At 34.1% G+C, this 15,425-nt stretch carries 17 protein-coding genes; 4 read left to right on the top strand and 13 right to left on the bottom strand.

Annotation, left to right across the window (positions count from 1 at the left end; translation table 11 throughout):
* Positions 1 to 275: 275 nt before the first annotated feature.
* The 6 genes from ACWNMZ_RS09095 to ACWNMZ_RS09070 all read right to left on the bottom strand — a co-directional run bounded on the left by ACWNMZ_RS09095 (position 276) and on the right by ACWNMZ_RS09070 (position 6,328).
* Positions 276 to 587, bottom strand: coding sequence for a thioredoxin family protein (locus tag ACWNMZ_RS09095; RefSeq protein ID WP_031536338.1), 312 nt, complete (start codon positions 585 to 587; stop codon positions 276 to 278).
* On the bottom strand, positions 584 to 937 hold the full coding sequence (locus ACWNMZ_RS09090; RefSeq protein WP_031536339.1) for a toprim domain-containing protein: 354 nt from the start codon (positions 935 to 937) through the stop codon (positions 584 to 586). Before ACWNMZ_RS09090 ends, ACWNMZ_RS09095 begins: the two co-directional genes overlap by 4 nt.
* A 160-nt stretch (positions 938 to 1,097) precedes the next feature.
* On the bottom strand, positions 1,098 to 1,481 hold the full coding sequence (gcvH, locus tag ACWNMZ_RS09085) for a glycine cleavage system protein GcvH (RefSeq protein WP_031536340.1): 384 nt from the start codon (positions 1,479 to 1,481) through the stop codon (positions 1,098 to 1,100).
* A gap of 69 nt (positions 1,482 to 1,550) precedes the next feature.
* Entirely contained in the window at positions 1,551 to 1,907 is a 357-nt protein-coding gene (locus ACWNMZ_RS09080) for an arsenate reductase family protein (protein WP_031536341.1), read from the bottom strand.
* A 267-nt stretch (positions 1,908 to 2,174) separates the two neighbouring features.
* Positions 2,175 to 3,962 carry an acyl-CoA dehydrogenase family protein gene (locus tag ACWNMZ_RS09075; protein WP_396953875.1) on the bottom strand — a complete coding sequence of 596 codons (1,788 nt, stop codon included), beginning with the start codon at positions 3,960 to 3,962 and terminating at the stop codon, positions 2,175 to 2,177.
* Between the two features lie 2 nt (positions 3,963 to 3,964).
* Positions 3,965 to 6,328 (bottom strand): 3-hydroxyacyl-CoA dehydrogenase/enoyl-CoA hydratase family protein, encoded by a 2,364-nt coding sequence (locus ACWNMZ_RS09070; protein ID WP_235248167.1) that lies wholly within the window; start codon positions 6,326 to 6,328, stop codon positions 3,965 to 3,967.
* 426 nt (positions 6,329 to 6,754) lie between these two features.
* On the opposite strand from ACWNMZ_RS09070, the gene ACWNMZ_RS09065 reads away from it, so the two are divergent.
* From ACWNMZ_RS09065 to ACWNMZ_RS09055, 3 genes are all read left to right on the top strand, one after another.
* On the top strand, positions 6,755 to 6,889 hold the full coding sequence (locus ACWNMZ_RS09065; protein WP_235248169.1) for a YuzL family protein: 135 nt from the start codon (positions 6,755 to 6,757) through the stop codon (positions 6,887 to 6,889).
* Between the two features lie 21 nt (positions 6,890 to 6,910).
* Positions 6,911 to 7,186: a hypothetical protein gene (locus ACWNMZ_RS09060; RefSeq protein WP_031536345.1), complete on the top strand. Its 276-nt coding sequence runs from the start codon at positions 6,911 to 6,913 to the stop codon at positions 7,184 to 7,186.
* 172 nt (positions 7,187 to 7,358) lie between these two features.
* A complete protein-coding gene (locus ACWNMZ_RS09055; protein WP_031536346.1) occupies positions 7,359 to 7,697 on the top strand; it encodes a spore coat protein in 339 nt (112 codons plus the stop codon).
* Between the two features lie 77 nt (positions 7,698 to 7,774).
* On the opposite strand, the gene ACWNMZ_RS09050 is transcribed toward ACWNMZ_RS09055, so the two are convergent.
* The 3 genes from ACWNMZ_RS09050 to ACWNMZ_RS09040 all read right to left on the bottom strand — a co-directional run bounded on the left by ACWNMZ_RS09050 (position 7,775) and on the right by ACWNMZ_RS09040 (position 11,038).
* Positions 7,775 to 8,023: a DUF2573 family protein gene (locus ACWNMZ_RS09050; protein WP_031536347.1), complete on the bottom strand. Its 249-nt coding sequence runs from the start codon at positions 8,021 to 8,023 to the stop codon at positions 7,775 to 7,777.
* 213 nt (positions 8,024 to 8,236) lie between these two features.
* A complete protein-coding gene (gene rodA / locus ACWNMZ_RS09045; protein WP_031536348.1) occupies positions 8,237 to 9,382 on the bottom strand; it encodes a rod shape-determining protein RodA in 1,146 nt (381 codons plus the stop codon).
* Between the two features lie 372 nt (positions 9,383 to 9,754).
* On the bottom strand, positions 9,755 to 11,038 hold the full coding sequence (locus tag ACWNMZ_RS09040) for a methyl-accepting chemotaxis protein (RefSeq protein WP_235248171.1): 1,284 nt from the start codon (positions 11,036 to 11,038) through the stop codon (positions 9,755 to 9,757).
* A gap of 578 nt (positions 11,039 to 11,616) precedes the next feature.
* Between ACWNMZ_RS09040 and ACWNMZ_RS09035 the strand changes: the two genes are divergently transcribed.
* Positions 11,617 to 11,808 (top strand): hypothetical protein, encoded by a 192-nt coding sequence (locus tag ACWNMZ_RS09035; protein WP_152910785.1) that lies wholly within the window; start codon positions 11,617 to 11,619, stop codon positions 11,806 to 11,808.
* A gap of 160 nt (positions 11,809 to 11,968) precedes the next feature.
* Here ACWNMZ_RS09035 and ACWNMZ_RS09030 read toward each other — a convergent pair whose 3' ends face one another.
* From ACWNMZ_RS09030 to ACWNMZ_RS09015, 4 genes are all read right to left on the bottom strand, one after another.
* On the bottom strand, positions 11,969 to 12,703 hold the full coding sequence (locus tag ACWNMZ_RS09030) for an amino acid ABC transporter ATP-binding protein (protein WP_031536350.1): 735 nt from the start codon (positions 12,701 to 12,703) through the stop codon (positions 11,969 to 11,971).
* Positions 12,704 to 12,754: 51 nt separating this feature from the next.
* Positions 12,755 to 13,456, bottom strand: a complete 702-nt coding sequence (locus ACWNMZ_RS09025; protein WP_031536351.1) for an amino acid ABC transporter permease — start codon at positions 13,454 to 13,456, stop codon at positions 12,755 to 12,757.
* Positions 13,443 to 14,261, bottom strand: coding sequence for an amino acid ABC transporter substrate-binding protein (locus ACWNMZ_RS09020; protein WP_235248178.1), 819 nt, complete (start codon positions 14,259 to 14,261; stop codon positions 13,443 to 13,445). Before ACWNMZ_RS09020 ends, ACWNMZ_RS09025 begins: the two co-directional genes overlap by 14 nt.
* Before the next feature lie 278 nt (positions 14,262 to 14,539).
* Positions 14,540 to 15,085, bottom strand: coding sequence for a hypothetical protein (locus ACWNMZ_RS09015; protein ID WP_235248180.1), 546 nt, complete (start codon positions 15,083 to 15,085; stop codon positions 14,540 to 14,542).
* Positions 15,086 to 15,425 lie beyond the last annotated feature (340 nt).

Genomic DNA, 15,425 nt, shown 5'->3' with positions numbered 1-15,425 from the left:
TGCAAAAGCATCTCCTACTTTCTGCCGAACAATCTTATATTATTACTTATTCTTGCAATAATAGAAAAAACCTGCTTTATAAGAACAATCTTTTTTTAATCCTAGAATTAAAATCCGTATTGGTAAGCTTTGCTTTGGGATAGATAGAGTCTTTTTAGAATAAGTGATTTGTTACTGTTACCTTTTTTTAGTAAACTGGCTTTTATGGATGGTGCCACTTCGTTTATCCACCAAACCATAAAAGAAAGACCCTTTCTGTCTGAAAAAGAGTCTTTCTACTTCGTATATTTATTTATAACCTCTACTAAATGAGGAACCGATTCGAATCTATACAATTTTTCCTTTAGCAATCCCTCTTCTACAATAACTAAACATGGTACACTTTCGACTTCGTACTCTACCGCTAATTCTGGTGCATAATTCAAATCCATTTTTCCTAAATGTAAATCTGGCTTCATTGTATGTAATATTGTTAGCATTTTAGAAGCAACCATACATGTTCCGCAAAGGGGAGTATACAAATAAAGACATACAAGAGGAGCATCCTTGATTTGTTTCTCCCATTGGTCGATCTTCCAATCTATCATAATCCATTCATCCTTGCATCTAAATATTTTGCATTAATCTCAATGTTTGCCTGTAATAATAGTGTTGCTAAATGATGTTCAGGAGAGGTAGCAACTTCTTTGTACTTCCGATCAATATAAAGAAATTCTGCTTCTGGAAGCTCTCTTTTAAACTGCTTTCTTATCTTATCTCCAGATTTGTCTGCATCCACTAGAATATACACATCTTTATCCATTAATTCTTCTAATAATTCATCCAGCTTCGAAACGCCAATTGTTCCATTTGTGCAAATAATATCCACCGGTTCACGTACAATTTTTTCTACTTTTCGTTTATCCGATTTACCTTCCACAATGATTACTTTTTTCATTTTGATCACCTAAAGGAGTTATTTGATATACTTTAACATATTCAAACTTAAAGAGAAAGAAGTAGGTTAATGAAACAATTTTCAACTTAATATTTATCTAATTAAGCACTCAATTGAAGAAAAGACATCGGCAATTTACCGATGTCATCATTACTAAGAATTATCCTTCATTCGTCATGTCCTCATATTGCTCTGCAGTCATTAGTGTTTCAATGTCTGCTTTATCACTTGGTTCAATAATTACCATCCAAGCATTTTCATAAGGAGATTCGTTAACATACTCTGGATTATCACTAAGATCCTCATTTACTTCTACTACTTTACCGCTGATTGGAGCATATAATTCCGAAACTGTCTTTACAGATTCTACACTTCCAAAAGGCTCATTCGCAGTTACTTCATCGCCTACTTCCGGTAGTTCAACAAATACGATATCGCCTAATTCAGATTGTGCAAAATGTGTAATTCCTATACGAGCATTATCTCCTTCAACTTTTACCCATTCATGTTCTTTTGAATATCTTAAATCCTTTGGTACCGTCATTATTAACCCCTCCGTAAAATCATATTTGCCCTTTATCTTAGAGCCACCTATTAAAAAAAGCAGGTAATGTTATGCCCAACTTTCTTTAAACATTTCTTCTTTAAAGCCTAATGTAACTTTATTTCCATCTGTCGTTAAAGGTCTTTTTATTAACATGCCATCAGAAGCAAGTAAATCAAGCAGTTCGTCCTCTGATGATTCTTTCATTTTATCCTTTAATCCTAGATCTCTGTATTTCTGTCCAGACGTATTGAAGAATTTCTTTAATTCTAGACCACTTTTTTTATACAAATCCTCTAATAATTCGCGGGAAGGAGGATTATCGACAATATGTACTTCTTCATATGACACATGATTTTCATCCAGCCACTTTTTTGCCTTACGACAAGTTGAGCATTTTGGATACCAATAAAAAGTAACTTTCATTCCATCACCCATAATCTATGTATTTTATAACATCCAACTAAATATTATCACAATTTTATATAAAGTGAAACTTCAATAAAGAAGACCTCTACGGAACTTATCTCCTAACTAGATTTCTCCATTCATTTTTGCGTTATGCAAAATGGAACTTCTTCTCTTTTGAAAAGGAAGATAACCATAAAGTTATTGGGTTGATACAAGAGAAAGGTTCTTCATGATAGTAACCCAAACTGTCTGAAGAACCTTGAATCATTCTTATCAATAAAATTATACCTGATATCCACCGGCTTTTAATATACATTTAGCAGCCTCTCTCTTACTTCTAATAATCGGCTTTGGCGTAAATCTAGTATATTTCTTCAATACGGAAAGGGCTAATCTTAATTCATCGCCGCTAAGCATATATGCTAAAGTATCTGTTGCCTCTAAAATCACTTGTTGGAAGGCTTCTTGGCAATATATTTCCGTATATAATAATTTTTGCATTTCATCGTTCTTGCCCTTTATCATCGCCTTTTCCGTTCTTATAATACAAGAATCCATTGCAAAGACAGCATTGATTAAATTTGTTAGATTCACCATAATCTCTTGCTGTTCTTCCAATTGTTGCTTATATTGTCTCAGCATCATTCCAAATAAGAGATAGGTAATTTTTCTTGCATTGGAGAGGAGCATCTTTTCTTGTGATAACGGTTTTCCATCTGGTTCATCCGGAAGATAGGAAAGCATCTCTTTTTCTGTCATCGCTGCTAGGGACAAAATGGGAAGCTCACCTTTTAGGCACTTTTTCGCCAAGGTAGGAGGTATCATTAACCTGTTTATTTCATTTGTTCCTTCAAAGATACGATTGATTCTTGAATCGCGGTACATTCTAACAATATCATAGTCTTCCATAAAACCATTACCACCATGAAGTTGAACACATTCATCTACAACCATATCTAATACTTCTGATGCAAAAATCTTATTTAAACTACACTCAATTACGTATTCATTAATAATTTTTGCCATTACTTTCATTTCTACATCGTCCGATAGTTCATCCATTGCTTCTGAAAGCATTCCAGCTGTTCGATAAACAGTGCTTTCTGCGGCATAAATATAAGAAGCCATCGTCGCATACTTTTCAAGTGTTAGAGGAAAATGAGCTATTGGGGTGGAAAATTGTATTCGTTGTTTTGTATAGGCAATCGTCTTTTTAAGGGCTTCCTTGCTAGCGCCAATAGCTCCAAGGCCTAGTTTATAGCGCCCAATGTTTAAGATATTTAATGCAATTAAATGGCCTTTTCCTACCTCTCCCAATACATTTTCAATGGGTATTTCTACCTGATCAAAACGGACTGCGCAAGTTGATGAGCTCTTGATTCCTAATTTTTTTTCTTCTTTTCCCACTGACACACCAGAAAATTCTTTTTCAACGATAAAGGCAGTAAAATACTCTTGATCGACTTTTGCATATACAATAAATATATCTGCAATTCCAGAATTCGTAATCCATTGCTTTTCGCCTGTTAAACGATAATGTGTGCCTGCCTCATTTAAAACAGCCTTTGTTTTTACACTAAGCGCATCTGATCCGGCCGTAGGTTCTGTTAATGCGTAGGATGCTATTTTTTTACCGCTAGCTAATGCTGGTAAATACTTTTCCTTCTGCGCTTTATTTCCAAATAAGACAATCGGCAATGAGCCAATTCCTATATGGGCACCGTGCGTAACAGAGAACCCCCCTGCCACAGACATCATTTCCGAAATAACTGCTGTACTAATTTTATCCAATCCCAAACCGCCATATGCTTCAGGAATATCTGAGCTTAAGAGTCCTAACTCTCCTGCTTCTTCCATCAATTGTTTCGTAATTGTAAATTGATGATTTTCCATTTCAGCTAAATGTGGCAATACCTTTTTTTGCACAAATTCACTTGTCATTTCTGCAATCATTTGATGCTCTTCTGTAAAATCCTCTGGTGTAAAGATAGCGTCTATGGTGATTGGTTCTGTTAAAAAACTTCCACCCTTTTGCATAGTAATCCTTTCCTTCCTTTCAAGGTTTTTCATCTTTATTTCGCTGTCAATGGCTTCCCTGTTTGTAATAAATGCAGCATTCTTTGCTGTGTCTCTTGTTTTCTAATCAAACGAATAAAAGCTTCTCTTTCTAGGTCTAATAGATAATCCTCCTCTACCAATGCTCCACAATCTACATCGCCGCCTGTAAGAACTGTTGCAAGAATGCTTGCAATGAAGGCATCATACTCCGATATAAACCCGATTTTTTGTAGCTTTACTATTTCCTTCATTAAGAATTGATAGCCATTTCTACCTGACACAACAATTTTTTCTTTTTTTGGAGGGAGATAATTTTCATTGGCTAATTGTAGGACTGCTTTTTTGGCATCTCTTAATATAAATCGTTCATTATTGGTTATCCCATCCATCTCCGTAAAAAAGCCTATTTCCTTTGCATGGGCGGCAGAAGTAGCAACCTTAGCTGTTAAAATCGTCTGAAATACCTCTCCTGTAAGCTTTAGTAAATCCTCCGTTGAAGAACTTGGCTTTTTTCTCCATTTATTACAATACAATTCGGTTGTTCCTCCACCACCTGGAATAAGCCCAACCCCTGTTTCCACAAGACCAATATACGTTTCTAAGGAAGCTTGCACCTTGCTTGCCGCTAGACAAATTTCCGCTCCTCCCCCTAATGTTTTTTGATAAGGAGCCGCTACAACTGGCTTTTTGCAATATTTTATGCGCTTCATTGCTTGCTGAAAACGGCGGACGGCTAGCTCTATTTCAACAGTATCTTCGTTTTGTGCTTCTAGAAGCATCAATGCTAAATTTGCACCGAGGCTAAAACTCTTTTTTTCACTACCAATAATCAACCCTTTAAATTCCTGCGCCTCTATCAATGCTATCGATTTCTCAATCATCGTCAGAATATCGACACCAATACTCATATTTCTACTGTGTAATTCAAGCAATAAGACACCATCCCCTATCTCTATTAGACTTGCTCCATCATTAGAAAGAAGGGGATCTCTTTGCTTTTTACTTTCTCGAATGCTTATTTGATCCATACTTTTTGGAATGGGCAAATATTGTCCTTTATGATAATAATGCTCCACCCCATTAATTTCTTTATAAAATTGGTCAAATCCATGATCAATCATTTCTTTGATCCATAAAGGAATATCCATTAATTCTTCTTCCATTCGCTCGATCGTGTTTTTTAGAGACAATTTATCCCATAAACGAAACGGACCATTTTTCCAGTTAAAACCAGATTGAACAGCCTGATCTAACTCATAAATGGAATCTGTTATCTCACCAGCCATTTTTGCAGAGTAAAGCAAAAATGGGGCAATTCCATTCCATAAAAAAAATGCTTTTTTATTTTTTTCCTGTAAAAACGATGAAAGAGGCTTTTTAACCACATTTTCTTTCGTTGCTGTTAAATCCTTGTATGTGAATGTATGATAATCTAAAACTTTTAATCCTTTTTCTGTTTTACTATAAAACCCTTTTCCAACTTTTCTACCAAGCATCTTCTTCTTAAGCATTGCTTCTAGCAAAGCTGGGATTTGGTACATCTCTATTTCTTCTGCCATTTGCATTTTTCCTTGCATATTTTGAATGACCTGATAAAAAGTATCTAAGCCAACCATATCTAAGGTTTGAAAGGTGGCACTTTTCGGGCGGCCAATTAGCGGACCAGTTAATTGATCCACTTCATCGATTGTTAAATCAGCCTTCATCATTTCTTTCACAATGTTTAAAAAAGCATATGAACCAATTCGATTCGCAATGAAATTAGGAGTATCACTGGCTTTTACTACCACTTTTCCTAATGTCTCTTCAGCAAAATCACTTATGATTTTCACCACTACGGGGTCAGTTTCTTCTGTAGGAATTATTTCCATCAATTTAATATAGCGAGGTGGATTAAAAAAGTGAGTCCCTAAAAAGTGTGCTTGGAAATCTGCAGAAAGAGTCTCTTTCATTTTATTTATGGAGATACCAGAAGTATTACTGCTAACAATTGATTCTTTTTTTCTATATTGATCTACCTTTTTAAATAATTCATTTTTTATTTGAACATCTTCAATTATCGCTTCAACTATCCAATCTACTTCCTTCAGCAGTGATAAATCATCCTCTAGATTCCCTATTGTTAAAAGCGATAAATTATGATAAGAGGTGAGTGGACTAGGAGAATCTGTTTTCATTTTTTCGATGGCAAGCAGTCCATATCTATTTCTTACCATCTTATCCTTTTTCGTTAATCCTTTCTGTTTCTCTTCTTCTGTTAACTGATTTGGCACAATATCCAGAAGAACAGTAGAAATGCCTGCATTAAGAAACTGTGCCGCAATCGCTGCACCCATTACTCCAGAACCAATAACCGCAGCTGATTTTATCTCTTTCACCTTACTTCCTCCTTGAAAATTAATTAGTTTCGATTGGCTTTTGTGTTTGTATTTGTTTGGCTGTTTTCGTAATGTTTGTTGCTATGAACCGCAGCCTGAATACACTTCGCTTTCCATGGGGCGAGTGGCTAGCCTCCCTCAGCTACTGCGGGGTCTCGCCTTTCTCGCTAATCCCATAGGAGTCTACGTGTATTCAGGCTGCTCCGTATTACTAATTAGTTTATTTTCCCTTTTGAAAAAGCAACAATTCTATAAGAAAACAGCCTTTTGTTTAGATGGTCAATTATTAACCAAAACCCTTCTGTCTTTACGTATATACCATTTCTAATTAAGGACTGGACATAATAATCTCGAAGCTATGTGCTCATTAAATAAAAAAAATAGGAAATGCTAAAAATGTAACAAGAAAGGGAGGTGAATAGAAAGATGGCCCGTCTTAAAAAGAATCCTTCTAAATCAGGTGTTAGTGCGACTAGTGTGAAAGGAAATGCTGGTCCGACCGTTGAAACAGATGGTGGTGGAAAAGTCAATAGTCAAAATAATCAATATAAAAAGCGATAGTTTTTAGGAGGTCAAATTAAAATGCAACAACAGCAACCCAATAATATGACACAGCCAAACGGGATGATGATGAAACCACCAGTTATGGTAACAGTCAAAGATTCCCTTTATTTAACAGATATGCTATCTTGGAATTTATTAGCAATGAAAAAAGCACATTTTTTTGCTCAAAGTGCCCAAGATCCGGCTATTAAATCGCAGCTTGAAAAATGTGGACAAATGCATCAGCATCATTATGAAAGAATACTTAATCACTTAAATGATAGCAATCAGCCCATGTCTCAACAACCACAATAATTACTTACTAAATTGCAGCGATTGTTGATTCATACTGCTCATTCTGCTAAAGAGAATGCCAAACCTTATTTTGATCTTGTCTTTGGCAGAATGAGTAGCTTCTCATAAAAGAGAATGGATGAATCAGCAATCAAACATATGAAATAATATCTTGTGAGGAAGGACAAAGAAAATGAACCAACAAAATACAATTCAAAATCCTGAAGCGCAGGTACCAAAAACACCACAAATGAATGATCGTGATTTCACTAATGATATGCTTTCAACGGAAAAATATTTAACCGACTCTTATTCAACAGCATTAAATGAAGCAAGCAATGAACCACTATATCAAGATTTATTATCGATTTTTACTGAAACGCAAAATATGCAAAGGGAACTATATGATTTAATGTTTCAAAAAGGCTGGTATAAGCTTGAAGCAGCTGATCAGCAAAAGCTTCAACAATCCTATCAGCAATTTAAAGGCTATAGTAACCAGTTCCCTTACGGTAATACTACTATTCAGTAATCTTATTGATTCATACCACCTACGTATTTGGTGGTATGTTTTTGTACTTTGTCCAGGCTTTCTATATAGCATATGTTTTATTTCTGATTTTGTTTTCTTATCTCATTCATTTTTTTTATTTCGGATATTATTTCTATCATCGTTTGTTTACCATCTGGAAATTTAGCATTCCAATGCTTTACCAATCCTGGCATGTTTTTCGACATAAATGAATAAAGCATCCATATTTGTACTTTTTCATTTAACTCCTTATTTTCATCTCCTAGTAGTAATTCTGTATAATTACTTAATAGTGCTTCAAATTCTTCTCGAAATTTTTCATTCATTATATTATTCCTCCTTATATATACATTGACAATAAAAATAAATTGTTTTATTATTAGATTACACCAAATGATAATGATTATCAATATCATTAACTTCCCAAAATGATGGCTATTCTTTCCTTTTCTTCCCCCTCATTAAAGAATGGAGAAAGAATAAACGAAAAGAGGCTGCACCCTGTCAGCCTCTTTTCGTTATGCTCAAATAAAAAATTGTTATTCATCGCTGGAAAACATATACTTTTTATAATGGTATCTAATCGAAAAAATTAATCCCATAGAAAGCATATTCCCCATTAAAGAACTACCACCATAACTAATAAAAGGAAGTGGAATACCAGTGATTGGAAGAATCCCTACTGTCATTCCAATATTCTGGAAAACATGAAAACAAAGCATACTAATAATTCCTACACTCATACAAGTATAAAAAGTATTTTTTGTTTCCAATGCTACTTTTGTAATGTGGTATATAAGTAAGAAAAACAAACTAATTATAATACTAGCGCCAATAAAGCCAAACTCCTCTCCAACCACACTAAAAATAAAATCGGTGTGATTTTCAGGAAGTACTACTTCACTAGTGCCAATGCCCTTCCCTGTCGTTTGACCCGATCCTATCGCAAGTAAGGATTGGGTTAAATGATATCCAGTTGTGCTCTGATACGTATATGGATCCAACCAAGAGTAGATTCTTCCCATTTGATATTCCTTTACTCCAAAATACGTTGTAATCCAATCCGAATGCCAAATAACCATATATAGGACTGCCGATGCAATAACGGCAAAACTGGAGAAAATAGGCGTTAATATCTTCCAAGAGATACCAGAGATAAATACCATACCTAACATAATAGCAAGGAACACTAAAGAAGTTCCTAAGTCAGGCTGTAACATTACTAAGAATAGTGGAAGTGCCGTTACTCCTCCAATTTTAAATAATAGTAAAAAGTCACTTTGTAAAGTTTTCACAATATATTTTTCTTGATGTTCTACAATTAATCGAGATAGCGCTAATACTAAAAACACTTTAACGAATTCAGAAGGCTGTAAAGAAAAGCCAGGAAGCGTAAACCAACTTTTCGCACCATTAATTTTTCGTGCAATACTTTCTGGCGCAATAATAAGTAAAACTAATAATAACAAACCAAAACCATATAAATACCAAGTTAATTTTTTTAACTGATCCGAATCTAGCCGAATCACTCCAATAATAATTCCGATACCAACCACATAATATAAAACCTGCTTTAACACATAAGCAGAATTCGCTCCATAGATAGCAGTAAGACTTGTTAAGCATAAAAGCATTAATATTAGAACAAGTGTATAATCTATTTTTGATGAATTTTTTGGGGACATATTGTCATTGCTCCTGTTCAGTAAAACTTTTAACAGTGGGGCTTGAATCCTCTCACACTAAAAACTATTATTTTTTATATTTATTTTCTCCCTAAATGAATAGAAGTAATTTGCATATTTACAATTCTCCATTATATTTGTATTTGCATGAAATAACAACTTTCGACAATCATTTTCGTAAAATTTATTATTTTGAATCCTAACTTTAATCAAATTGAATCAAAACTGTTTAAAATGTCATACAACGATTATTCCCTTTTATATTCCCCCAAAAAAAAAGAGAATGATCAAAAGTGTTTAGCATCCAGTAGAATTTATCTGGAGATGTTAACTTATCTTTTGACCATTCTTATTTTTTGTTTTTCATTTAATTTAGTTTACACGGATTGTTTTTGTTAACTCCACTAAATCGTCGGCAATTTTCGCTAAAGATTTAGTAGAAGTAGCTATTTCTTCGATTGCTGCCAGTTGTTCTTGGGAGGCTTCCGATACGTTCATCGAATTTTGACTATTTTCCTTCGCGATACCTGTAACTTGATCCACAGATCCTGCAACCTCCACAATATTCGTAGAAATCTTAGTGGCAGCATCCAAAATGTCTTTCATTTGACTGCTCATTGATAACATAGAATTGGAAATAATACTAAACTTTTGCTTTGTATCATTTGTAATATTAATGCCATCCTTTACTTCCTCTGTCACTCTTTTCATTGTTTTAACCGACGACAGGGTATCTTTTTGTATTTCATTTACTAATACAGCAATTTGTTTAGCAGATTGATTAGATTGTTCAGCAAGCTTTCTAACTTCTTCAGCAACTACTGCAAAACCTTTTCCTGCCTCTCCGGCTCTAGCTGCCTCAATTGCTGCATTTAAAGCCAATAGATTGGTCTGATCAGCAATTTCTGTGATTACATTTAAAAATTGCCCAATTTCTTGTGAACGCTCCTGTAATAATACGATAGAGTCATTAGATTCCTTCACTGAATTCTGGATTAAACTCATTTGAGTAACAGTACTCTCCACAACTTCTTGTCCTTCTTTTGCCTTCAATACTGTATCATTCGTGTTTTTCACCATTTCTTCTGTATTTTTGGCAATATCTTTAATTTCGTTATTAACAACTGCAACAGAATCTACAATGAACTCCATTCCTTTCGTTTGCTCTTCAGACCCTGCTGCAACACTCTGAATGGAGGAAGAAATTTGTTCTGATACATAGCTTGTTTCCACTGTATTCGCCGTTAATTTTTCAGCAGATGCATTAATATGTTCAGATGTCTCGTTTACTTTCAGCACTAAATTTCTTATAAATTCTTTCATTAAAATAAATTCATCTGTCAATTGGCCAATTTCATCATTCGAAGCCTTATTAATTTCAATATCTAAATCGCCTTCTGTAATTCTCTTTGTAGAATTTAATAATTTTTTAAGTGGAGATATGATGATTCGTCGTGTAAATAATGAAACAATAATCGTCACAAAAACTAGATTAATAATCGTATTTACGAAAATACCAAATGCTTCTGGAAAAATGCCTGCCTCACGAATAATTTCATGCAACTTAAACGAAATCATCGTACTAAAGAATGTAGCAAAAAGTATGATGATTATCATTTTTGTTCTTAAACTATGAAATAAATTTCTTCTTTTCATATAGCTATACCATCCTGACTTTTTATAGTTCTTTTCACCTGTTATTTCTAAAAAACCTCCAACTTATTTTGTTTATAATTCTTTTATCGACAGGACAAATGAATTATAAATAGGAAATTTGATGAAATTTTCACAAAACAAATAGTTGTTTATACCTATTTTACAAAATACTGTTGCTTAAAGCAATTAGGAGGAAAAAATAACCCTATTTTGGTTGAAAACACCCTTCATTAAAAGGGCGTCATGAATTTTGTCGCTATTAACCGTGTTTCGCGAACTATAACAATGATAAATACGCTTATGTATCGAGATATAAAAAAAGAGGTATAGCCAAACGAACGGCTATACCTTAAGTGAGAGGAGGTTATGGGGTTACGGTATAAGAAATATGACTGTGTATTCAGCTTCTAAGAAGGTGATACAAGCTATTCCTTATACTTATTAAATATGCTTTTTTGTAAAATCAGTGAGGGCTTATCCCCTTTATCCATAAAAAAGGGCAATCACCCTTTAAAAGTAGTATATTATTAATTCTCCACATATACTAAGATATATGAATAGCTGAAAGAAGGTTCGAAATGAAAAATCACGTATATGTAAACACGATTATCTATTGCTGCATATTGACTCTTATCATAACGTTTCTGTTCTATGCTATATCTGGTTTATCGGTTTACACCATTGCTTCTTTGCTCTCTGGTATCATTGTTGCTTTCTTAAATTTATTAGAAGAGGAAGTCATTCATAAGAAAATTCATGATAAACAATAGCTTCCTTTTTCAAAAAGCATGTAGATTTTAAAAAAATTATCTTTGTATGTATAAAAAACGAAAAAGGGGGCCACAATGATACTACAAAGTGTAATTCCCCCTTTTGTTTTAGAGTTGTTAAGGAATCTCCTTATCCGAGTTTCCTTAACAACTCATTTTTTTATTGAATTAATTGTAGGAATTGCTGTGTTCTTTCTTCTTTAGGCGCAGTAAAGATATTCTGTGGATTTCCTTTTTCCATAATATAGCCACCATCCATGAAGATAACTTCATCTGCAACCTCACGCGCGAATTTCATTTCATGTGTAACTACAATCATTGTCATTCCCTCATTAGCAAGTGCTTTTATTACCTTTAATACTTCACCAACGAGCTCTGGATCTAACGCTGAAGTCGGTTCATCAAACAACATCACTTCTGGTTCCATTGCCAATGCTCTTGCAATGCCAACACGCTGTTGCTGCCCACCTGAAAGCTGGAATGGATAGTAATCGATTTTATCCCCAAGCCCAACTTTATTTAATAATTCAATAGCTTTATTTCTTGCTATTTCCTTTGATTGCTTTTTCACCGTAATAGGGCCTTCCATTACATTTTCCAAGGCCGTTTTATGTGGAAAAAGATTATAGCTTTGAAAAACCATTCCTGTCAATTTTCGAAAATCGGTTATAGCCTTTTTTGTAACCTTTTTCGAGAAGTCCAATTGTTTATTTTCAATCGTAATATGGCCATTCGTCGGTATCTCCAATATGTTTAAACAACGCAGCATCGTCGTTTTACCAGATCCAGACGGTCCAATAACGACAATGACTTTCCCTTTTTCTACTTCTAGATTTATGTCCTTTAATACTTGTAAATCACCAAAATGCTTTGACAACCCCTTGATGGAAATCATGCTAGTTCCTCCTTTCTCTATCGATTATTTATTTTCTAATTAGAAGCTTGATTATTTATTCAAGTGACGTCCGAAGCGATTTTCAAGACTCTGCTGAATAATAGATAGAGGGAAGCAAATAAGCCAATATAAAAGCGCAACCTCTGAGTATAGAAGCAAAAATTCATAGTTTGTGCTTGCTATTTCCTGTGCTTTTCGAAACATTTCTGTTACTAGGATTAAGGCAGCAAGGGATGAATCTTTAATTAAACTTATAAATGTATTCGACAATGGTGGAATGGACACGCGCGCAGCCTGTGGCAAAATAATTCTTTTTAAATTTTGGGCATAGCTCATTCCAATCGAATATCCAGCTTCCCATTGCCCTTTAGGAATACTCAATATGGAACCTCTAACTATTTCTGACCCATACGCTCCAACACTTAAGGAAAAACCAATGATTGCTGCTATAAATGGTTCAAGCGTAATGCCAATGTTCGGAAGCCCGTAAAAAATAATGAAAAGCTGTACGAGTAAAGGGGTTCCTCGAATTACGGAAACATAAATCCCTGCAATGATTTGCAAAATTTTAACACTTGATAATCTAGCTAAAGCGGTTAATACAGCTAAGATCAGTCCAATGATAAAGGAAATAATTGATAGTGGTATCGTATATAAAATAGCCCCCTTCACCAAAGGAAGAAGGGAACTAACGGCAATATCATAATATCGCTGGAATGCTTCTGGGTCTGTAAAGATATTATTTAAGTACATCTTCTCCGAACCATTTCTCAGATATTGATTTATACGTACCATCATCAATCATTTCTTGTAATGCTGTATTTACCGCTTCTACTAACGAATCATTTCCTTGTCTAAACATTAATCCACTTTGGGCCACATCATCTGCAGAATCAGCAATCACAACTTTTGCATCCGGCTTTTGTTTTTTAAAGTCTAAAAATGATAATTTATCATTAATTGTTACATCTACTCGTTTTGAATTTAACAATTCAACAGCTTGATTAAATCCATCTACCCCAACTAACTCAGCACCGTTAGATTTGGCGATTTCAGCGTAATTACTTGTTAATGATTGTGCTGACTTCAATCCTTTAATGTCTTCAAAGCTTTTTACATCTGAATCTTCTCTTGTGATAAGTACTGCAGAAGAAGAAATGTATGGATCAGAGAATGAATACTTCTCTTTTCTTTCATCATTAATTCCTACTTGGTTTGCAATCATGTCAAAACGCTTTGCATCAAGTCCAGCAAATATGGCATCCCATTGTGTTTCCATAAATTCAGCTTCCACACCTAATCGTTTTGCGACTTCTTGTGCGATTTCCACATCAAATCCCGTTAATTCCCCTGAATCATCATGAAAAGTAAAGGGAGGGTAAGTACCTTCCGTACCAATTACTAATTTTCCATCTTCTTTAATTTGCGCTAATAAATCTGTTTTGTCATCATTTTTATCTGCAGAATCATTTGATTCATTATCTGAATTACCACCACATGCAGCTAAAACAATGGTAAGACTTAGTAATAAACTAAACAATATACTTAACTTTTTCATATTAAACCTCCTAATTCCGATAAGACTTGTCAGCAATTGTTATCATATTATATGGGGATTACCTTTGTCAAAGCTTTCCTTCTAACTTTTATTTTCACCAAAAGTTCTGTCATTAACCATTTGCGCTATATCCATTTCATACCAAAAAAGCGACCCTTTAAAGGGTCACTTTTTTCATTTATATAAAAATCCCCTTACTAACGATATTAATTACCAAGAAGCTATCCTTAGTAGGGGTATAACATTTGTTGTCTAGGTATGATAAAAATATAATAGCTTCATGCTGCTTTTTTCGCAAAAACAAGTGGATATAATTGTAATTCCCCTTCATAAACCCTATGCATATTATATTCATCTAATAAATCATATGGGGTTATTAAACAAGGTGGCTTAGTAAAAAATAAAACACCACTTTCATGTAAGATAGATGCAACAAACTGTGAACAAAAATAAGCATTTTTCCGATTATAAGGTATTTTAAATAAAATAAATAATAGGCCAAGAAGATTGTAGCGGTAATTTCTTTGTTCTTTCTCCATTTCTTCAATCTTACACTTCATTTTTTCATATTGTGTCTCCGTCACAGAGATGGAATATATGATGCAACGGCTTTTTCGAAAAAAATCATGTTTTACATTTTCCTTAACAAAGCCGCCAACAAAGGGATTGCTAGGTTTCCTTCTGCCAAAACTATACACTTCATTTAGTTGTGGATCAAAGGAAATAGATGCATGATTATGGGGCTTTCTCGTAAATAACTTAATACAACGTGTGAATAATGTTCCTGTATCAGATAAAATAATATATACTTTTTTTTCCGTCACACAAACACCCCTCCCTTCTAAAATCCGTAATTTACACTCTTTTCACTTTACTTTCGTAAATAAATAGATCGTAAGGAAATAATTGTTCTGATGTATCTTTTAATTTCCAAAGACACCTATTACTTTTTCCATTCCTCTGTACTATCATATAAAGATTATCTAAGTCTTGAAACAAACTCTTGGATTATTTTTGTCTACGTCTTTAGACTTAAAAAGTGACAAAAAGCATCCTTACATAAGAATTCTGCCATCATGATGGTTGTTCCTTCTATGTAAGCATGCTTAAAGCAATTTTTTAATTAAGGATGTTTTCGTTACATGCACTTTCCTTTCCATGGGG

It is taken from the genome of Niallia sp. Marseille-Q9988 (assembly GCF_976954375.1).
The sequence above is the reverse complement of the archived record's forward strand: the minus strand, read 5'-3'. Positions and strand labels throughout refer to the sequence as shown.